Annotated in this window: 15 protein-coding genes; 4 read left to right on the forward strand and 11 right to left on the reverse strand. The window is 52.2% G+C overall.

The window, feature by feature from the left end:
* Positions 1 to 113 precede the first annotated feature (113 nt).
* From Q3F21_RS19230 to Q3F21_RS19260, 7 genes are all read right to left on the reverse strand, one after another.
* Positions 114 to 944 (reverse strand): DUF1266 domain-containing protein, encoded by an 831-nt coding sequence (locus Q3F21_RS19230; protein WP_340256686.1) that lies wholly within the window; start codon positions 942 to 944, stop codon positions 114 to 116.
* Positions 945 to 947: 3 nt separating this feature from the next.
* Positions 948 to 3,575 (reverse strand): tetratricopeptide repeat protein, encoded by a 2,628-nt coding sequence (locus Q3F21_RS19235; RefSeq protein ID WP_340256688.1) that lies wholly within the window; start codon positions 3,573 to 3,575, stop codon positions 948 to 950.
* A gap of 1 nt (position 3,576) precedes the next feature.
* Entirely contained in the window at positions 3,577 to 5,277 is a 1,701-nt protein-coding gene (locus Q3F21_RS19240) for a molecular chaperone HscC (protein WP_340256690.1), read from the reverse strand.
* 275 nt (positions 5,278 to 5,552) lie between these two features.
* Complete coding sequence (locus Q3F21_RS19245; protein WP_340256692.1) at positions 5,553 to 8,096, reverse strand: WG repeat-containing protein; 2,544 nt, start codon at positions 8,094 to 8,096, stop codon at positions 5,553 to 5,555.
* 81 nt (positions 8,097 to 8,177) lie between these two features.
* Positions 8,178 to 9,737, reverse strand: coding sequence for an ATP-binding protein (locus Q3F21_RS19250; RefSeq protein WP_340256695.1), 1,560 nt, complete (start codon positions 9,735 to 9,737; stop codon positions 8,178 to 8,180).
* Positions 9,738 to 9,996: 259 nt separating this feature from the next.
* The gene (locus Q3F21_RS19255) at positions 9,997 to 10,479 is read right to left on the reverse strand and encodes a GyrI-like domain-containing protein (RefSeq protein ID WP_340256698.1); all 483 of its coding nucleotides are present in this window, start codon (positions 10,477 to 10,479) and stop codon (positions 9,997 to 9,999) included.
* A gap of 127 nt (positions 10,480 to 10,606) precedes the next feature.
* Positions 10,607 to 11,182, reverse strand: coding sequence for a DNA-3-methyladenine glycosylase I (locus Q3F21_RS19260; protein ID WP_340256702.1), 576 nt, complete (start codon positions 11,180 to 11,182; stop codon positions 10,607 to 10,609).
* A gap of 486 nt (positions 11,183 to 11,668) precedes the next feature.
* Here Q3F21_RS19260 and Q3F21_RS19265 point away from each other — a divergent pair, with 486 nt between their 5' ends.
* Positions 11,669 to 12,706: an acyltransferase family protein gene (locus Q3F21_RS19265; protein WP_340256823.1), complete on the forward strand. Its 1,038-nt coding sequence runs from the start codon at positions 11,669 to 11,671 to the stop codon at positions 12,704 to 12,706.
* 41 nt (positions 12,707 to 12,747) lie between these two features.
* Here Q3F21_RS19265 and Q3F21_RS19270 read toward each other — a convergent pair whose 3' ends face one another.
* From Q3F21_RS19270 to Q3F21_RS19280, 3 genes are all read right to left on the reverse strand, one after another.
* Positions 12,748 to 13,107, reverse strand: a complete 360-nt coding sequence (locus Q3F21_RS19270; RefSeq protein WP_340256705.1) for an MGMT family protein — start codon at positions 13,105 to 13,107, stop codon at positions 12,748 to 12,750.
* An 82-nt stretch (positions 13,108 to 13,189) separates the two neighbouring features.
* Positions 13,190 to 14,146: a GNAT family N-acetyltransferase gene (locus tag Q3F21_RS19275; RefSeq protein WP_340256707.1), complete on the reverse strand. Its 957-nt coding sequence runs from the start codon at positions 14,144 to 14,146 to the stop codon at positions 13,190 to 13,192.
* A 218-nt stretch (positions 14,147 to 14,364) separates the two neighbouring features.
* Positions 14,365 to 15,147: a SagB family peptide dehydrogenase gene (locus Q3F21_RS19280; RefSeq protein WP_340256709.1), complete on the reverse strand. Its 783-nt coding sequence runs from the start codon at positions 15,145 to 15,147 to the stop codon at positions 14,365 to 14,367.
* Positions 15,148 to 15,275: 128 nt separating this feature from the next.
* On the opposite strand from Q3F21_RS19280, the gene Q3F21_RS19285 reads away from it, so the two are divergent.
* Entirely contained in the window at positions 15,276 to 16,145 is an 870-nt protein-coding gene (locus Q3F21_RS19285) for a LysR family transcriptional regulator (RefSeq protein ID WP_340256712.1), read from the forward strand.
* 51 nt (positions 16,146 to 16,196) lie between these two features.
* On the opposite strand, the gene Q3F21_RS19290 is transcribed toward Q3F21_RS19285, so the two are convergent.
* The gene (locus Q3F21_RS19290) at positions 16,197 to 16,943 is read right to left on the reverse strand and encodes a stalk domain-containing protein (protein ID WP_340256715.1); all 747 of its coding nucleotides are present in this window, start codon (positions 16,941 to 16,943) and stop codon (positions 16,197 to 16,199) included.
* Between the two features lie 316 nt (positions 16,944 to 17,259).
* On the opposite strand from Q3F21_RS19290, the gene Q3F21_RS19295 reads away from it, so the two are divergent.
* Positions 17,260 to 17,934, forward strand: coding sequence for a response regulator transcription factor (locus Q3F21_RS19295; RefSeq protein ID WP_340256717.1), 675 nt, complete (start codon positions 17,260 to 17,262; stop codon positions 17,932 to 17,934).
* Positions 17,924 to 19,372 carry a sensor histidine kinase gene (locus Q3F21_RS19300; protein WP_340256719.1) on the forward strand — a complete coding sequence of 483 codons (1,449 nt, stop codon included), beginning with the start codon at positions 17,924 to 17,926 and terminating at the stop codon, positions 19,370 to 19,372. The genes Q3F21_RS19295 and Q3F21_RS19300 overlap by 11 nt, the downstream gene beginning before the upstream one ends.
* Positions 19,373 to 19,384: the final 12 nt, after the last annotated feature.

A 19,384-nucleotide genomic window follows, 5' to 3' on the forward strand; every position in this document is an offset into this window, starting at 1 on the left:
CCGCCCGACGCATTCCAGGGCGGTTTTCACTGTAATTCGGGGTGGCTTGGCGTCGTTTTGCTCGGCTCGTCGCCGCTTGCCAAAGAAATGCCTTTCGCTTTGTTCCGCTGGATCTACTGCTGCTTTGTTTCTGCTGCTTCCGTAGCCGCTTCCGCCGCTTCTGCCGCTTCTGCCTTTTCCACTGCTTCCGCAGCTACTTCTGCCGCTTCCGCAGACATTTCCGCCTCCTTGGCACCTTCCGGCTGCACCGCTTCTGTTTCCGCGTCTTCCGCTTCTTCTTTCTCTACCAGCTTCAGATTCCAATCCAGCTTGCGCCACAAGCTTTCCTTATTCAAAATAAGGTTGCGGAGATGCTCCGTATGCTGCTTGGCCTTCTCCTCGCTGACGGTACCCAACCAGAACTGGCGGCCAGCCACGTAGCTGATGCCGTACTCCAGCCAGCCCGTATACGATTCCTGAGCCACGACCGCCACTTTCCGGATCAGCTCCCGCGACTCTTCTTTGGAAATATATCCGACAAAAGCTCCCGTCCGGCACAAGTCCACATACCTGCCGAAATCCCACGCCGCAATCCCGGACAGAGGCAGCTTGTGCATGTACGCTTTTACCAGCATGTACTGCATGTGCCTTTCCGTGTTTTTCGGAAGCGTCTCAAGAAATGCGTCCTGATCCGCAAAAGAGAGAGTGGACAGAAACGAGCGCATCTCGAAAAAAGAGGTGCGGTGCCCTTCTTCCTGCAGCCATTGCAGGTTGCTCATCAAATCCTCCGTGCTCTCGATTCTCCAGCCTCGCTTGAGAGACCGCCGACTAGCTTCCACATTCTCTTCTGTTTTCTCTATTTCGTAGTTGTTCGCGGCATCGTAGCCGTTCATCTCAAATAAAACCGCGCCCAGCGCTATGCCCCACAAGTCGGCTGGCTCCAGCGTCGTCTGCATGCTGCTCATCGGCTATTCCTCCCCCTGCCAATAATGTACGTCGGGAACCTCTTCAAGCTCCTGGTGCCGGATCGGGGAAGGCGATGGCCACAAGGCCAGGGACGATTGTTTCTTGCGGAGAAGACCGAAAAGGCCTTTCTTGCCCTGCTCGTTGATGATGCCCTCGCAGCGGCGCTTGTACTCTGTATTTTCAGGGACGGCCTCCCACGCTTTTTTGGCAAATGCCGCAGCTTCTTCCAGCCTGCCCAGATCAAAATAAACCATACTCAAGTAACTGCAGGTGTCGCTGTCGGCTTCGAGCCGGTAAGCATGCTCCAGATAGAGCGCCGCTGCCTGGTACCGCTCCAGGCGGTAATGAATGCAGCCGGCATAGAACAGAAATGTCGGCTCCCACTCCTCTTTGGGCACTAGATTGCGGAAGTGGTCCACGACCCCGACCGCCTCTTCCCACTCCGCGCGCTGAATCAAGATGCTTAGCAAGGAATTGACTGCCCATTCGCGATACGGCTCGCACAGCAAAAGCTGCTTGAGATAAGGAATCGCTCTTGTCTGCGCGTTTTCCTTCAGCAGGCTGTAAACGGCCATTTTGACCAGATCGTGATTTTCGGGGAACTGAGTGGCCCCGTTGCAGTACACTTCCCTGGCCTGTTCATCGTCTTCCATCGCCCGGTACACGTCGCCCAGCACCAGATGAGCGTCAGGGTCCGTTTCGTGATCTTCCTTGTAATACTGAATGGCTCCCAGCGCATTCTCGTAATCTCCCAATTTAAAATGGCAGATCGCGATAAAGTAAAAGGACAGCTCGTTGTCCCCCCAGCGGTCCGACTCGTGGAAGGCTTCGATGGCCTTGTCGTATTCGCCCAGGCGAAAATGGCTGTAAGCCTTGCGATGCCAAGCCCCGGAGAAGTTGTACTCGTGGTTGATCACGACCTGATGGTCGTCTCTTGATTCCTTGTACTGATTGAGCCAATAGTGGGCGAGGCCCCTGGTCGAATAGTAAATCCAGCGCGTGGGGTTCAACGCGATGGCCTGATCGGACAGCTCCACGCAGCGTTTGTATTCCTTCTGGCAGCGATACGCTTCCGCCAGCTGGTGAAGAACCTCGGGATGGTTTGGCTGCAGCTCCAAGGCAGCGGTCAGATCGCCAATGGCCGCGTCATAGTCGTTGTTCTCCACGTACGCGATGCCCCGCTCCAGGAGGAACGGAAATTCGCTTGCTCCTGCCCGCCGGGTAAGCTCCAGCGCTTTATCCAGGTGAGCGATTCCTTCCTCTTTTTGCTCCAGCCTGATCAGCGCCCGCCCCCAGAGAAGCTCCATGTCTCCCGTAAGCGGCAGGGCGCTCTGCAGGCTTTCGAGCGTTTGCGCGCACTCTTCGTACCTGTCCAGATCAAAATAAACGCCGGCCAGGCAAAACACGCGCTCGTGATCGTCCGGCGCCTCCTGCAGCTTCTCCTGCAATTGATCAGCGAGCTTGCCGTTTAGCGCAAGCAAGCGGACCTGTATGTCGATGTCGTATGGCGATTGAACGAGAATCTGCTTGAGCACCGATCTTGCCTCGTCCAGCTTTCCATCCGAGACAAGGCAGTGGGCAAGCCCTCTCAGAGCCAGCTCATGGTCAGGGAAAAGCGAGAGAACATGCTGATAGTCCGCAAGCGCCTCTTCGATCTTGCCAATCATCAGGAAGATATTCGCCCGATGAATGTAGGCGTCGATTTCCCCGGGATAAACCTCGATCAGCCGGCAAAAGGCGTGAAAAGCGTCTTCCAGATTGTTCGTCCGCCAATAGTACATGCCAATCATCCGCAACAGATCGGGGTCTTCCGTAAACATGTGGGAAGCGATCGCGAGGTACTTCTCCGCATCCTCCAGCTCGTTGTCCAGCAGCGCCCGAAACGCGTGCTCCCGGCAGTCGACAAAATCGTCGTACTCGTACTCGCTGTCCTCGTCTTTTCTCAAAAATTCGTAGCGCAGCTCCCACGGCTTGTTGATTTGATTGACGACAAAGCGCACGAAGTTTTCCGGAAACTCCTCGCAAAGCTCCCTCTCCTGATCGGTCCAGAAAAAGAAGTCGTTTAAAAGCCTCCAGATCTGGCGAGGCAAATGGTACTTTTCCATCAGGAAGGTCAGCATTTCCTTATTCGTCCGCTGCTTGACGTCGAGCTGCCAATACTCTTCCTTTTCCAGCAGAGCTCTCCATTTTTCCGGATCAATGCGGGAATGGAAATCGTCGTAGAGAGCAGCCACTTGAGTAATAAAATGCTGGACAAGCTCTTCGGGTGTCGTCGGCTCTTGTTTCGCCAAACGGCTTTGAGCTGCATGGCTATCTCCTGTTTGGCCAAGAAGCCCTGATTCACGGGCTTCCCTCTCATCGGGCTCGGGCTCCGCGACTGCAGCCGATACCGAATCGCCGGTCTCATCAAACGGATTCTCTGCTGCCTCAGAACTCGCCGCATCGCTTGATGCAGCCGTTTCCTTCAGAGCTTTCGCTTCACGGAGCGCATGCTCGTACGCCTCCCGGAGCCGCTGAAACCCTTCCGGATCGTCCTCCGGGTGATAGGATTTCAGCAGCTTGGCATAGGCTCGCTTGATTGCCGTCTGGTCGGACGTAGGTTCGATTTCCAACAGATTCCAGTAGTCCATATTAATAGTCCTGACACCTCTCAATCCGGTCCAGCACAGCTTTCAACAGCTCCGCTTCCTTCTTGATTTCCGCGTCATTCTGACGCTTGAGAACATTTTCGAAGCGCTGCAAGGCTTGGGCGATTTCGAAGCGCTTTTCCGCCAGCGACTCTTCGTACATCCGCTCGCCGCGAGCGAGAAGCAGCCTGTTTTCCATCCTGTCCCGGGGGTGGATTTTGATCGCTTCCAGCTCCTTCAGCCGCTTTTCTATTTCCTTGCGGGAAACGGCACCGGGGTTCTCTTCGATAATCATCCGCTTTTTCACACCCGTCTCGACGACCGTGACCTCAACCTCCAGAATACCGTTTATATCGTAGGTGTAGCGGACGTCGACAGCCTGCTCGCCGGCAGTGGCGGAAGGAATCGGGATTTCCAGCTGTCCGAGCTTGATGTTGTTTTTCGTCAGGCGGCTTTCCCCCTGGTAAATCTCCACCTTGATCACTTTTTGATTCTCGTGCACAGGGTAAAGCCGCTCTACCTTGCTGACCGGGATGATGCTGTTGCGCTCAATGATCGGATAAAAATGCCCCGACTCATAGCTTCCCGAGTCCGTCTCGACCGCGACCATCGTACCGAGCGTGTACGGGCAGACGTCAGTCAATACCACTTCGCGCAGCGCTTCATTGCGTTCCTTCATCGCAGCCTGAATCCCCACTCCAAGCGCTACGGCTTCGTCCGGATGGATATGGGAAGCAGGCAGACGCCCAAACAGTTTGCCGACAAACGAATAGATCAGCGGCATGCGCGTAGCGCCGCCGATCAGCACGATGGCGTCTAGCTCGCGCGGTGTAATCGAAGAATCCCGCAGGGCCCGCTCGATCGGCGCCCGAAGCTGGGCGAGAAGCGGCTTTGCAATGACTTCAAATTCATCGCGGCTGATCTGCAATTCGTAGGTCTTGGCGTCGATCATGCAGCTCATCGTGCCGTATTTTTCCGTACCAAGCTGCCGCTTGCACAGCTCCGCTTGCTTGCGCAAGGCGTTCATCGCTTTTTCGTTCACGTCGCTCGCCGTCAGCAGATGATGCTGGAGAAAATGCGAGCAAAGAAGCTCGGTAAAGTCTTCGCCACCGAGGTAGTTGTCGCCGGCGATCGCTTTTACCTCCATGACCTGGTCAAACAGTTCGAGGACGGAGACGTCAAAAGTCCCGCCCCCCAGGTCAAAGACAAGGAACTTGGTTTCCGGGTCCTGGAGATGCAGTCCGTAGGCGATCGCTGCCGCCGTCGGCTCATTGAGCAGCCGCTCCACTTTCAAGCCGGCCAATTCTCCTGCCCGCTGCGTGGCTTTTCGCTGCGCGTCATTAAAATAAGCCGGTACGCTGACCACTGCCTCTGTCACGGGCTCTCCCAGGAATGCCTCTGCATCTTCCTTTAGCGAACGAATGACAAATGCAGACAGTTCTTCCGGCGAAAATGTATACGATCCAAGCTGAAAGGTTTTGTTGCTGCCCATATACCGCTTGAAAGTCTCTACGGTCACGTGGGGATGCGTGATCAGACGTTCCTTCGCCACTTGTCCGACGAGGATCTCCCCATTTTCATCGACGCTCACAACAGATGGCGTCAAATTGCTCCCCAAGGCGTTGGGGATGATCACTGAGCCCCCCTCTGTCCAACAAGAAACCAGGCTGTTAGTCGTACCTAAATCAATGCCAATAATCGGCATAATACGATCACTTCCTACAAAAAATTCTTGAAAGTAATCATAGCATTTGCCAATATATTGAATCAACTTTCACTTTTGGAAAAATCATGAACCTTTTTACCTATGCTAAACAGATAATTCAATAAAGCAGGACTTTAAGATTACTTTCGATTTGTTGAGCAGACATCTGTTTTCCAGTCATCTTCCTTTCCGCGCATCTACTGTGTTCCCGGCAAAAAAGCGCAAGTCCGCATGCGATTCGGACCTGCGCTTCTTTCTTTACACCTGTCGGCGTTTTAGTGAAACGATTGCCAAAACTCCCCGTTCTCGTCGATGATGTCCCCGATCTGCGAAAATGGAACGCGGAACGTCGGGAAGCCCGCTGCGTAGGGAGCAATCTCATACGGAGCAAAATAAAGATAAAGGGCGTTTTCTTTTACGTAGAAAGGCTGGTCAGGGCTGATTCCCTTGTAGGAGTCAGGGAAAACGTACGAGTATTCGGGATTGTTTTTGATTTGATTTCCGACAATGTCGCTCAGGACCTTGACGTAATCGCTGCCTGGTTTAAACAGGTCTTTTAGCGCATAAATTCGCCCGCTGACCAAATCAATCGGGACATAAGTCATGGTCGGCATGCCGTGTGCAGCGCCAAACGGGTAATGGTAGCCGGTCAGCTCCAATTCCGCCAGCCGATTTTTGAAAAAGGCCACAGCGAAATCGCCAAAATAGTTGTAATCGAGCTGCGTATTCGGATCGATCGGTTTGATCTGGGACAGCTCCCGCAAGCGTTGGTTGACCGCCTCCTGCGCCTGTCGGTTCGCCATGCCCTTGATCTGGGGGTAGTAGACGAGGTAATCCTTGTTCGGGGCATACTTGTGCTCGACAACGCGGTATTGGCCAGACAGTGGAATGATCGTATTTTGACTCCAGATCAATTTCCCGCTGCGGTCATAATAGGATACGCGCTGGTCCACATTCGCCTTGACCAGCTCTCCCTGCAGCGTCAAGGTTCCGCTGCCCGGTACGACCGGCAAATTTCTCGCTGCCTGTCCCGCCCTGTCGATGAAAAAAGTGTTTTTGCCATCCGTCGCGGAAGCTACTCCCTCTCTGTAGCCGGACACTTGCTCGTAAATGAAGTCGGTCAAAATACGGCCATCCGTGTCCGCAATCGCATAGACCGAACCGATGTAGGGCTGAGCCTGATTGATGGCCCGGCCGACGGCGAGACGCCCTGCCCCGAGCGGCTCAATGTCGTTGTACTCCGGCTTGATCAAGTATGCGCCTGTCTTGTCGATCAGGCCGTACAGATTTTCGGAAAAATCCTTGGAAGCATTGACGACGGCTCTTCCCGCTTCAAACGGCATGGCCACCGAAAACTGCGGCTGGATCACCACGTCCCCGGATTCATTGATATACCCCTTTGGACCGCTCTCCGTCTCCGCGAATGCCAGCAGGCCGTCGCCCGGAGGTCCCACATAAGGGTGCAGGTATGAATGCAGCGCCTTCCCGCTCCGGTCGATCAGGGCAAATTCCCCTTCCTTGACTTGTACCAGCGCTTTTCCGTCCTGAAAGTCGGCTGCCGCCAAATACGTCGGCGGAATGATTTCCTCTCCCGAAAGATTCAGGTAGCCGTAATGCGACCTGCCTTGCGCATCGACCTTCGTGAAAACGGCCCGCCCCTCTTTAAATGTCCCGATATACGAGTAAGGCGTAGGGGTTAAAACCTTTCCTTTCTCATCGATGACCCGAAAGCCGCGGTCATCGATAACGGCCGCCCGTCCTTCGGAAAATGGCGCGATCGACTGGTAGACAGGCGTCACGACAAACATCCCCAGCTGGTTGATCAGCCCGCTCCGGTTGTTTGCCTGCACGACTGCCAATTCGTTTTTCTGAAAATCCTCCGCATAGTCAAAGCGCGGTGAAATGATGAAACGCCCGTTTCTGTCGATGTACCCCCACTTTACCCCTTCGGCCGTTTTCACGGATGCGGGGTACAAGGCAGCCGCCCTTGTTTGGAGCTCGCTGCGGATCAACCGGATGAGCGGTTGCCATATTGCGGCTGAAGACGGGCGAAGCTTCACAGCAGTGGCAAGCGAGTGAACCGCCCGGGCGGGCAGCCCGGCCTTTTGCTCGGCGCAAGCGAGCTGATACCAGAGGTTCGCATCCTCCGGCCGTTCTTTTGCCTTGTCCCGGAAGGTATCGGCGATCCGCTGAAAATAGCGAGAATAGCGCTCATTTGCTTGCTGCAAGCACTCCCCGTTCCATTTGTAAACATCTGCGGTGTACGCTTCTCCCGCCTCCCGCTGCCAGAGGATAATCTCGGAAATGCCGTCTACTCCCTCAGCCGCTTCCAGGTCGGCCGCTTCCATCATGTGGTAGGACAACGGAGGCATTATTCTGTTCACCAAGCCGCTGCCCGTCCATTCGTAGACAGCCAGCTCTGCCGGTGCGGAGGCATCTCTGGTCGTCAGCACAAACGGCCATTCATGCCTTACCTGAGGCAAAGCAGCCTCCCCAATAGCTTGCCAACCGATAATCACGTCACACTTTTCGCCGCTCGTGACCGGGACCGCGTGTAGATCGCAGATGACCGCCCTTCTGTTGGCAAGTGTCTGGACGGCATACCAGCCGTCTTCGCCCCTCTTCCATACCGTGAAGAAGGTTTCTCCTGCCCACCTGTACGCGGCAGCCAATTCTGCCTCTCCATCGCCGTCCAGATCGCGCAAGCAAAAAAATGGTGCGGGAGTCTCGTCCACAGCCGCCTTTCCTGCTGCGGCGAGGATTCTGGCTCCGCAAGGCAAGAGCTTTTGTACCGCAAGTTCCAGCTTTTTGTCCCACATTGAATGACTCTCCCATGTAAATGTTTTGAGATATCATATGTGGGCGAATACAGGTGGTGACCCGAATTGCTTTGACGGCGATCACACCGGGGCAGCTTCCGTTTCTGTCCCGGTCGCCATATACTCGACCAACGCCTGTTGCAGCGTGCCCTTCATAATGGCCTTGCTGTCAAACGAAACTCCATTTTTGATCATGACCTTTACGATTTCCGGGCGCATACCGGTGATGACAGCCTTGCATCCCATCATCGCAATTCCATCGAGCAGGTGCAGGAAGCGTTCTGTCACGGCGATTTCCATTTCGGCAACGCCGGAGAGGTCCAAAATCAAAACCTCCATTTTATTCAAACCGATTTGTGTTATGACTTTATCTTCTATTAAAGAAAAACGATGGCTGTCTATCGATCCTACCAACGGCAAAATGCACATGGCAGTTTTTAGCGGAATGAACTGGACAGATAAATGGTCGACGAGCTCCCTTTGCTTCTGAATAAACTGCTCCTTGAAATCGGAGTAGCTGATAAAAAAATAGTTGAGGAACCGATCGACCAGCTCATTGATTTGCTTTTCCAGCGAGTAAAAGTTTTCTCGGCTGTTCTCGATGTTATGCAGTCTGTCGTAATTGTAAAGAAAATCCCAAAGAACCCGGCGGATTGCTTGCACCCATTCGAGCTTGAACGCCAATGTCAGCGAATGCTTGGCCCAGACGATCCCTTCCTCTCGCGCAAAGGAGATCACATCATGCTCGCGGCCATCGACGATAAACAGGACCAGCTTATGCGCGTTCGCCAGCAAATTGACATTTCCCACCTGCTGAATTTCGTTAATTTTCTCTTTGACGTTGACAGCCTCGGCCAGCAAGCACTGTTCGAATTCGTTACGGTTTTGCAAAAAGAAGTCTCGCAGCTCCTGATCTGCTGTTGCGTTCAATTTCAAATCGATCACTCCACGAATCAACCTTTTCGATTCCTTGGGAATACTCAACGTGAATCGAGTCCCCTTGCCTTCGGTGCTATACACCTGAATCGTTCCTCCATGCTGATAAATGACCGAAAACACCTGTGTCAGACCCATTCCGGTTCCATCCACCTTTGTCGAAAAGAAAGGGGTACCGAGCATCGACAGCTTTTCCTGCGGAATGCCTGTCCCGGTATCCTCGATAGAGATGACCACCTTTTCCTCCTCCACCTTGTGCTCGATGATGATGACTCCCTTGTCGGGAATCGCTTCAAACGCGTTTTTCAGCAGGTTGAAAAACGCTTTTTTGAGCTGATTTTTCCGTCCATACACGCAGGCGTCCGTATTGTGAATATTCTTTCTTATCTCTACGCGATACATTTGGTCCTGAAAAAGATGTACCAGCGCCTCCAGCTCAACAGAGAGATTTACGGACTGAATCGGCTCCTCCTCCAGATCGGGCTTGGCTACGTGCAAAAGGTTTTCAAGCGTAGCCAAAGCATTTTGCAGTTCCGATTGGGCAATGTCTACGTATGTTTCGTTTGGCTCCTCCTTGAGAAGCTGTAAAAAACCCTTTACGGCTGTCAGTGGGTTCTTTACCTCATGTGCAATGCCTGCGGCGATTTGCCCTACTGAGGCGAGTTGACTGATGTGCACATCATTTTTCACACGATGCGTATCCATGAAGTTCACTTCTTGCTCCTTTCCCCAGCTGTGTAAGAGAACTGTTTGCTCCCTTTCTTTCGTTGGATATTTTTTCATGGGTAGTACTCTTCTTTCTTTTAAAGCTACGTAATCTCCTTTAAAATTGTTGAATTTATCTTTTACAGAATGATTCAGACCCTACAGTGGTTACACTCTTCTGCACGGAAAAAAGACCGGAGAAAATTCCCGGTCGTGATTTCCCCAAAAGAGCCTTCTTTTGAGTCTCTTTTGGACAGGCTTATTCAATTGCAACGTATATGCGAACCACCGCATCTTGCGGGTCAAAATCACGGGCGTCGTACAATTCAAAATCCCCGGTAAAGATGCGCCGCTCCAAAGAGGTGGAGGACCATTCCCAGATGCGCTTCCACGCTTCGGTCACGACCGTACCGACCGGTCCTCTCTCCGAGGTAAAGACGGCGTATTTCCCCGCCGGCACCAAAATGACCTCCATCCCCTCTTCCGCTTGTTCGCCAGCTTCCGTCTCATGGCCGATCAGCACAGTATATTCGCCATTCGCTCCGTTTTCGTACTCTGTGTACAGCGTGTAGGTAAGGTGGGGGTTCTTGACCGCTTTCGCCCGGCCGGATACATCCGTGGCGAAAAATCGCTCCCACAAGCCGGGAATTTTTCCCTCTCCGCTCACTTCCCGCTCATTCGTCGTACGGGCGGCGATCCCCTTCATGTACAAAGCTTCCTGAAACACAATTGTCGGTTCCAATCCCAATTGCTCCTTTCAATGTATCTCTTTGCAAGTCTCATTGTACGCGGAGAAAGTTGACAACTGGGTGTCATGTTTGACCAGCCATCATTTATTTTCAGCTGAATGTGAATGAAGTGCGACTGACTCACTTCGTCTCTTCGCCTTTTTTTCCTTGATAACAAATGCATGTCACAAGATGGTCGTTTACCATTCCGACCGCCTGCATGAACGCGTAGCAAATCGTCGTGCCCACGAACTTAAAGCCGCGCCGCTTCAGATCCTTGCTCAGCCTGTCGCTTGCCTCGGTGGAGGCCGGCACCTCGCTCAGTTCTTTGAAATGGTTTTGGATCGGTTTCCCGTCTACGAATGACCAGATGTACGCGCTGAATGAGCCGAATTCCTCGACAACCCGGAAGTACGCCCTGGCGTTTGTGATGACAGCGTTGATCTTCAGCTTGTTTCGGACGATGCCTTCGTTGTTCAGCAGCTCGTCAATCTTCCGCTCGTCATACGCGATGATTTTTTCAGGCTCAAAATTGTCAAAAGCCTGCCGGTAATTCTCCCTCTTTTTGAGGATCGTGTACCAGCTCAGCCCTGCTTGCGCGCCTTCCAGGTTCAAATATTCGAAGAGCAGACGGTCGTCATAAACCGGAACGCCCCACTCCTTGTCGTGGTATTCGAGGTAAAGCGGATCTTGCGTGACCCACCCGCATCTGTTCATATGCCTGGCCTCCTGCTCGCAACGAACCGAACTAGTGTTCGCCGCCCTTTTCTTCCATCATATAACACTGCCGTTTGTTTCGCAATCTCTCCGTTTTGCGCTTTCTATTATTTGCGTTATACTGGTGTAAGCCAAAAAGATCCCCGCGTTGTTGACCAGCCCGTTTAGCGGGAATCTATTTGGCCCAGGAGAAAAAGCTTGCAACCTCCTCGTATATCGTCACGTCCAAAGAGTATGCGTCGAGGACATTTGCATTGATATAGAAACGGACTTCAGAATATTCATGAATATTAATTTTGTGTATATAGATACGCTGCTCGATACCAGACTTCAACCAATCCGTCTGCCATCGGATGGAATTGCCAGTCCGTATTCTAATATAATTCAAAGAATAGTCGACTATCATGAAAATTGATTCTTTTTCACTTTTTGCTTAAGTGAAAATGATGACGTGTCATGAAAAAAACGATTGGAGAATACTTGCTTATGACCACCGACTCGAAGATCCTGAAAGCCTTGTTTTTGATTCAACTGCTTTCGTCTTTCCTGGTCGTCGCCGGTCATTTTACCGCTTCCGTACTGGACTTTACCGACCCGCTCTGGGTCCTAGCCTTAAACCAGATCAGCCGTTACGGCACGGTGCTTTTAGCCATCGTGAGCGGGTACATGACCGCCTATACGCTTGAAAAGAAAAATCCGACCTTTTTGCAGTTCTTTTCGGGCAAATTCACCTACATTTACGTTCCGTTCCTCGTGTGCGGCGTCCTGTATCACTACTTGCTGACTGACGTATGGCCTCGCACTTCCGCAGATTTTTTGAATATCCTTTTGGGGAAGACTGGCGGCCATCTCTATTTTGTGTTCATGATTTGCCAGTACTATCTGTTTGCGTACCTGTTCCGCAATCTGATTACCAAAAAAAATATCCTTTATCTCATTTGGGTATTCATGGCCATTCAGTACGTGTACATTAATTACCTCCACCAGGGATGGCTTGGATTGACGACCCGCCACCTGTTCCCGACGTGGATCTTCACGTTTTATGTCGGCCATCTGGTGTACGGGTACCGGGAGACTATCTTTGCTTACCTGCAGAGAAAGCAGTCGTACCTGATTCTGTTTACGAGCATCTCCGTCATCAGTGCCGTCTTTTTCGTGTTGTCCAGCAAGATGTATGTAGCGGTTCATCTGTCGTTTGTCCTTGCTACGCTGATTACATTCCTGGTCATGGTCGTCTTCTTTTTGGAGTTCGTCGAGAAAGTACAGCTCAAGTTTCGCAAAGGACTTACCTACTTTATCTACCTGTTTCACTCCGCCTTCCTCATCCTCTACAAGGAGTGGCTGAAATACTTTTTCGGAGACGATGTCTCGTGGCTGTTCAACAATACGTGGTATTCGCTGATCTATTTGCTGGTCGTCTACGCGAGCACGGGACTTGCATCCATCCTGCTGGTGCAGATCACGAAAGGCATTGAGACCCTCATCAAAACGAGGTGGCGGGTCATTCGGGAGAGATACGAATAGGAGGAGAGCGAAAAAGGCATCCAAGGTGATTGGGTGCCTTTTTATTTCGCGGTGGTATCTCGCTGCCAGAAAGGCGATTGGCTATCCGGGTGCATGTCGGGGTGAAATTGAAAGATTTTCAGATTGATGGATCTCCCGCCGGTCACCTCGACCCCTTCCCCTTGGAGCAGAAGCATTTGCATGGTGCGGGATTCCTCTTCCTGCAAGCTGATCTGACCTTCCGCGTTTATGACGCGATGCCAGGGAAGGCGATGCTTTTTGCTCATGGAGTGGAGGATTCTGACGACCTGTCTTGCCCCCCTCGGGCTTCCGGCTAACGCAGCGATTTGCCCATAGGTCATCACTTTTCCCGGAGGAATATTGCGAATGATTTCAACCGCTCTTTCCGTAAAAGGCCTCATGCTTTTCCCCTCTTTCGCAGCGTCGTCTTGCGAACCGTTCCTTATGAGCGGCTGCGTCGCAGAAGAGCGGCCACTCTAGCGGTTACTCGGGTGAAGTTTCTCTTCTGTACTCTGATCTTGTGGCAAACTGAACGTATCCGGCCTTCCGAAAGGCATTGGCCATCGGCTGGTTATGTACGTCTGTATCCGCCCGAATCAGAGTGGCTCCCGCCTTCAGCAGGATGTCCGTTCCCCGGCCAAGGAGTTGATGAATATATCCGCGTCCCCTGTGCTCCGGCATTACACCGATGTAGCCGATAGTAGCAAAGGTAGGGCTTTTCGCAGGCATCACCAGTCCGATACATTCATCGTCCCGTGTATAAGCAAGCTGCCACCAATGAGGATCATACACCATCTGTTGCAGGTCCTGAAACATGTCCATCGCTTGTCCCCGGGCCCCCAGACGTTCGCTGTCATGTAAAATTCGGCGGTCCAAAGCTCCTTCAGATACCCGCATGACAGCTTCGACAAAGACCTCATTCCCCACTTCGGCAAGCGAGCGAAAATGCAAATCTTGCGGCGTCGGAATGTCCGCATGCCCCGGCTTCCACTCAAACCGATAGGTCTCCCTCTCCAATTGGAACCCCATCTGTTCCAGCAATTCCCTGCGCTCTGCCGGAAACGTCTGCCACTGGGGGGCCGAAGGAGGCGTATCCAGTACATGCCCTACCTCCTTGACTCCCATGCCTCGCAGGGTTTCCAGCGCTGTTTGCAGCAGTTTTTTTCCGAGAGAATGGGAATCCGTACTGTCCCAGGGTATATCGAGCAATACCAAATCAAGCGGCTTGTCCAGCTTCGGGAGCGTCCAAAATGCTACACGTCCCCGCAATCGGTTCGCTTCCTCAGCTACAAAGCACCATTCCGTACGAATCGAACCGGCCGCGATCATCTGTTCTACGTAGCGCTTGACCTCTTGCACACGAGCCGGGTCACTACTGCCTACTCTTGCGAAATCGTCAATCTCTTCCGGTCTGATCGGGCGAACCGTTGCCACCGTCATCCGCTTCCCTCATTTCTCGTGATATCGAATCGGGTTTTGAATCTCCCCTTGTTTTGTAACATCCAAAATCTTATTTGCAAGTTACAAACCAAGCATATCACAACCCTTTTCAGCTCGCCATCACATTTTCCAGGTCATTCCCTCTCCTCCGGATCAACGCCGAACAGATGCTGCCCTTCCTTTTACTCTACCGGTGTTTCATTCCTCCCTCTTGCCCCTTATGTCGGTCTCCGGTCATGCAGCCACTCCTTGCCTTCCACCTTGCCTACGGATGCCATCAAAACGGAAAGATGCTCCCGGCCGTCAATCCCCAGATATTCATTCATCTCCTTGTCAAACCAGTGCCCGATCGTGGCGACTCCCAATCCCAGACCATTTGCCGCAATATGCAGATTCTGGGCAACATGACCGGCGTCCCACCAAATGTATCGGTACGCCCGCTCCTTGTACTTGTGCCGGGTGCGCTCAACCACTGCCGTCCATACGAAGTTTACGGCCGCACGGCGTGTCATCTCTTGATTCTCGGTCAGGGCGTAGGCCGTCTCCGAGACGTCCTCCAGCTTTAATCCTTCCAGGCACCACTTTTCCACGTCCAGATGATACAGCCCTTTTTCCAGCCCCTCGACGTTGTTCACCAGCAAATACGTCTCGATCGGGTACAGCGCTCCCGCAGACGGTGTGGCGCGTATCTGGTAATCGCCCATGTCAGCGGTTATGCCCTGTGTGCCCCACAGCAAAATATTCAATTCATTGAGTGTCAGCGGTTCACTCAAGAAATTCCGTCTGGACCGCCGATTTTGCAGCAGCTCCCACAGATCGGGGGACGGCGGAAGCTCTCTTGGTCCCAAAGGTATGCGCACAACCGCATTGTCGTACCGCATGTACGTAGGCGGTCTTTTGGAAAAGTCGTACTTGGCGGCCCAGCCTTTCTCCAGGTCGCCCATCGCATATGAGGTCGCCTGTAAAAATTCGTTGCATATTCTCTGCCATTCCGGATGCATGGTCTCTCCTCCTCTTGTGCTTGCATGAGTATCTCGCTACAATCGAGTATACGAACAGCAATATCATTAGTAAAACAATGTTTATTAATACAACTCATTAGATTTCACTTATGATTAGGAGGATCTGCATGACACTCGCCCAATTGCAAGTGTTCATCGCCGTGGCCGAAGCCAAAAATTTCACCAAAGCGGCAGACTCTTTGGGCTTTACCCAGTCGGCTGTCTCTCAGATGATTCAAAGTCTGGAAAAGGAACTGGGGGTTCCCTTGTTTCACCGCAGCCGCAAAGGCGTCGCCACGACCAACATCGGCGAGAGAATGCTGCAGCATGCGCGGGAAATGCTGCGGATCAACTCCCGCATGGTGCAAGAGGCAAAGGCGGCGCAAGGAATCGAGACGGGGACGCTGCGCATCGGTTCCATCCACAGCGTGTCCAATAAAATTCTCCCCGGCTTGATCGGCTCGTTCCGGAAGCTGTTTCCCCAAGTCGAGATCGTCCTGTTTGAGGGCGAGTACGAAGAGGTAAACAGCTGGATTGCCAGCTCTGTCGTAGATGTCGGCTTCACCACCGTGCCGGGAAAGGAGATGGAGTCCTATACGCTTGCCACCGACAGAATGGTCGTGGTTGTCCCCGATGACCACCCATTGCGCACCGAGCCGTTTCTTACCTTCTCCCACATCAAAGACAAATGCTTTATCATGCCAAAGGACGACTGCATTAAAAAGCTGCTTCACGCCAACGGTCTTGCTTCAACCATTACCTTCGAAGTAAGGGACGTGACGACGATTCTGGCCATGGTCCAGGAATGGGTCGGGGTCACGATCGTTCCCGAGCTGTATTTGCCGGAAACGCTGCCGAAGGTCGTGCCGGTTCCCTTGTCTCCCACGATTACGCGGGAACTCGTCATCAGTGCGCGAAGCTTCGATTCGGTCTCTCCGATGACAGCGGAGTTTATTTTGCACACCCAGCATTACATTAGGCAACGAATCGCCGTGTGATAAAAAAAAGATCTTGCTCCCGGTGTCAAGGAAGCAAGATCTTTTTCCGTATTAGATTTCGACTCCGTCGAATTCGATATCGTGATTGGAGCCATCACCGGTGAACTCGTATTCAGTGTCATCGTCGTAGCTGTCGATAATTTCGCCGTCAATATCCGCGTCTTCAAATTCTTCCCATATATCGTTGCAGATATCTTTTACCAATTTTCTCAAATCGCTCTTGGTCAAATCGTCAAATTCATCCTGGTATTTGTCGAGGTCGATCTCGATCTCCACAGAGATATCATCCTCATCGCCGCTCAGCGTGATGTTCCAGTCAATGTCTTCGTAATCGCCGTAGTCGTAATTCAGGTCATTCTCCAGATCGTCCATGCGATCATCGACATCGTCTTTTTTGCTGCTCTTTTTATCTTTGAGGTCGCTGATATCATCCTGCAGATCGGCTATTTTCGCTTCCAGATCTTTGATTTTGGCGTCCTTCGTGGCGACTTCCGCCTGCAGTGCGGCCACGCGCGTATCCGCACGGTCTTTGACATCAATCGTATAAGTCGTTCCGTTCCAAACGACGTCCTTGTTAAAGACGTTGGCCATCATCCGCACAGGGATGTAGGCGCTCCCGTTTACGATAAACGGCTCGATGGTTGTCGGCACCGTTACACCGTTATACATGACTTTGATATTATTGTAGCTGGCTTGCACATTCTTTTTCCCGACGGCAGCATCCGTACTGACCGGCAGGAAAGTCGCGCCTGCGAGCACTACAGACGATATAATCGGCACCCATTTTTTCTTCCACATACTTACCTCTCCCATCTTGCGTATATTTTTCCATGTATTCCCAATATTCAGTTGATTTTTCGTTTTACAAATGCCTGTCGTTACCCCGTTGATGTTCTTGCCGGTATGTACAGTATCTCCGCAGTGCTTCCAGCACGTCATGCCCTCATCGTTCACTGGCCGGAACATCATCTATTACTGTACATGTGAACGGTGAAAAAACGGTGAAATTCTGCGGTCTCTTCCAGCTTTTTTTCATTCATTTTTCACGAAAATGCTGTAACATGATCGCATAATAGGTAAAATTCTTCTGCGTGTGAAAAAGGGGTGGAAAGCCGTGCACATACTGGTGGCAGAGGATGATCTGATGCTGGGTCAGCTGATTGCCCATCTCTTGAAGAAAAAAGGAGGGTATCAGGTCGAGTGGCTGACAACAGGTGACGATGTCTACGAGTACGCTTTGAATTCGCACTACGACGTCCTGATCCTGGACTGGATGCTGCCGGGGGAGGAAGGCGTGAGCATCTGCAGCCGATTGCGGAAGCAAGGCTATTCGGGGGCCATTATCATGCTCACCGCCAAGGATGCGCTTGAGGACAAGATTAACGGATTGGACGCCGGAGCAGACGATTATTTGATTAAGCCTTTCGAAATTGATGAGCTGCTCGCCAGAATTCGTGCTGTCAGCCGGCGAAACTTCGCCCCGATCCAGGAACAGCTGGTCGAGCTGCAAAATATTCGCGTGAATCTGACAAAACGCACCGTTTTCGACGGAGAAACAGAGGTTTACCTGACACCGCGGGAGTTTCAATTGCTGGACTTGCTGATTCGCAACAAAGGACAGGTATTATCCAGGGAACTGATCTATGAACGGATTTGGGGGTATGAGGCCGATGTCTCCCTGAAGACGATCGATGCCACTGTCAAGCTGCTTCGAAAAAAGCTAAACTGGAATAGCGAAAAGGACTATATTCAAAGTATTCGCGGGGTGGGATACAAGCTTGATATCTGACTGGTTTTCACGCACTCGTCTTCCTTGGAGAAAGGATGTATTTGTCCATACACAGACCAAGCTGGCTTTTCAATACAGTGTAGTCATCATGATTTTTCTCGCTCTCTTCATTACCATTGTGTATTTTATGGTCCACTTTGCGATTTTTTTTGAACAGGAACGGCAGCTGAACACCATCACCGAGCAGCAGGCCCAGATCATCAAGGAGTCGCTGCCGGGCGAAAAGCTGGACCAGCAGGATCTCGATGATCTGAGCACCATTCGCGAAAGCGGCAGGCAATTTTTTTACTATTACATAAAGCCGGATGGAAAGCTCCTGATCGGGGATGAATGGAACCGCCGTCTCCAGCCGCAACTGCTGAAGCTGGTACAAGGCTGGACTCCCGGCATACGGGAAGTCCGCTATGAGACCATGACGGTCTCCCCTCCTCCCTACAACAAACGAGGGGCCAATGCTTCGCCTCCGAACAAAGTGAAGGTAAAGAACAAAGAGGGGGACCGCGAGATCAACCTGATGATTACCGGCCAGCGAATCTATCACGGCAATGAATTGGCCGGGACGCTCTATACGGGACGCGAAATATCGTACACCTACGAGCTTATTAAAAGACTCCTTACGATTTTGATCGTATTGGGCGTTCTGTTTCTCGGGGGTGCCGTCCTGCTCAGTTACTTCATGTCCAAACGGGCCATGATCCCGATCCAGCAATCGTTTCAACGGCAAAAGGAGTTTGTCGCGGATGCCTCCCATGAACTGCGGACACCGCTCAGCATTCTGAACTCCTCCCTGGATGTGTTTGAAATGGAAGACGGCGAGCAGCTCTCCGACTTTTCGAAGAATGTTCTGGTCAACATGAAGGACGAAGTAAAGCGGATGGCCAAAATGGTCAGCGACCTGTTGACCCTGGCCCGTTCGGAAACAGATCGGCCCGATATTACGATCGAGCGGTTTGATCTGGTGCCGTCCATCGAGCAGTTGATCAGCTCTACGAGCACGCTGGCGCAGTCGAAAAACATCAGCCTTCATCACCACATGCCCTCCATCCTGATCGTCTACGGCGACCACGAAAGAATCAAGCAGCTCCTCTACATCCTCGTGGACAACGCGATCAAATACACGCCGCCCGGGGGAGAGATTCACCTCACCGTGTCTCTTGAAACACGGGAAAAGCAGACGTTGATTCTCATCAAGGTGCAAGACACGGGTGTGGGCATCGCGCCGGAGCATGCCGAGCGAATCTTCGACCGCTTTTACCGGGTCGAAAAAAACCGCTCCCGGAAAATGGGCGGAACAGGCCTCGGACTTGCCATCGCCAAGTGGATTGTGGAAAGCCATCATGGCAGCATTTATGTCTCCAGTGTTCCGGGTCGAGGAAGCACGTTTACCGTAGCGCTTCCGATTTTTTCAGGCAAAACCGCTAAGAGCGCAGCGAAATAACCTCGCTGCGCT

The sequence above is a fragment of the Brevibacillus borstelensis genome (assembly GCF_037834415.1).
Taxonomy (GTDB): domain Bacteria; phylum Bacillota; class Bacilli; order Brevibacillales; family Brevibacillaceae; genus Brevibacillus; species Brevibacillus borstelensis_A.

Excerpts from the sequence above, each read along its gene's own strand:
- Q3F21_RS19230 (WP_340256686.1), bottom strand. The coding sequence starts at position 944 with ATGAGCAGCATGCAGACGACGCTGGAGCCAGCCGACTTGTGGGGCATA.
- Q3F21_RS19235 (WP_340256688.1), bottom strand. The coding sequence starts at position 3,575 with ATGGACTACTGGAATCTGTTGGAAATCGAACCTACGTCCGACCAGACG.
- Q3F21_RS19240 (WP_340256690.1), bottom strand. The coding sequence starts at position 5,277 with ATGCCGATTATTGGCATTGATTTAGGTACGACTAACAGCCTGGTTTCT.
- Q3F21_RS19245 (WP_340256692.1), bottom strand. The coding sequence starts at position 8,096 with ATGTGGGACAAAAAGCTGGAACTTGCGGTACAAAAGCTCTTGCCTTGC.
- Q3F21_RS19250 (WP_340256695.1), bottom strand. The coding sequence starts at position 9,737 with ATGGATACGCATCGTGTGAAAAATGATGTGCACATCAGTCAACTCGCC.
- Q3F21_RS19260 (WP_340256702.1), bottom strand. The coding sequence starts at position 11,182 with ATGAACAGATGCGGGTGGGTCACGCAAGATCCGCTTTACCTCGAATAC.
- Q3F21_RS19265 (WP_340256823.1), top strand. The coding sequence starts at position 11,669 with ATGACCACCGACTCGAAGATCCTGAAAGCCTTGTTTTTGATTCAACTG.
- Q3F21_RS19270 (WP_340256705.1), bottom strand. The coding sequence starts at position 13,107 with ATGAGGCCTTTTACGGAAAGAGCGGTTGAAATCATTCGCAATATTCCT.
- Q3F21_RS19275 (WP_340256707.1), bottom strand. The coding sequence starts at position 14,146 with ATGACGGTGGCAACGGTTCGCCCGATCAGACCGGAAGAGATTGACGAT.
- Q3F21_RS19280 (WP_340256709.1), bottom strand. The coding sequence starts at position 15,147 with ATGCATCCGGAATGGCAGAGAATATGCAACGAATTTTTACAGGCGACC.
- Q3F21_RS19285 (WP_340256712.1), top strand. The coding sequence starts at position 15,276 with ATGACACTCGCCCAATTGCAAGTGTTCATCGCCGTGGCCGAAGCCAAA.
- Q3F21_RS19290 (WP_340256715.1), bottom strand. The coding sequence starts at position 16,943 with ATGTGGAAGAAAAAATGGGTGCCGATTATATCGTCTGTAGTGCTCGCA.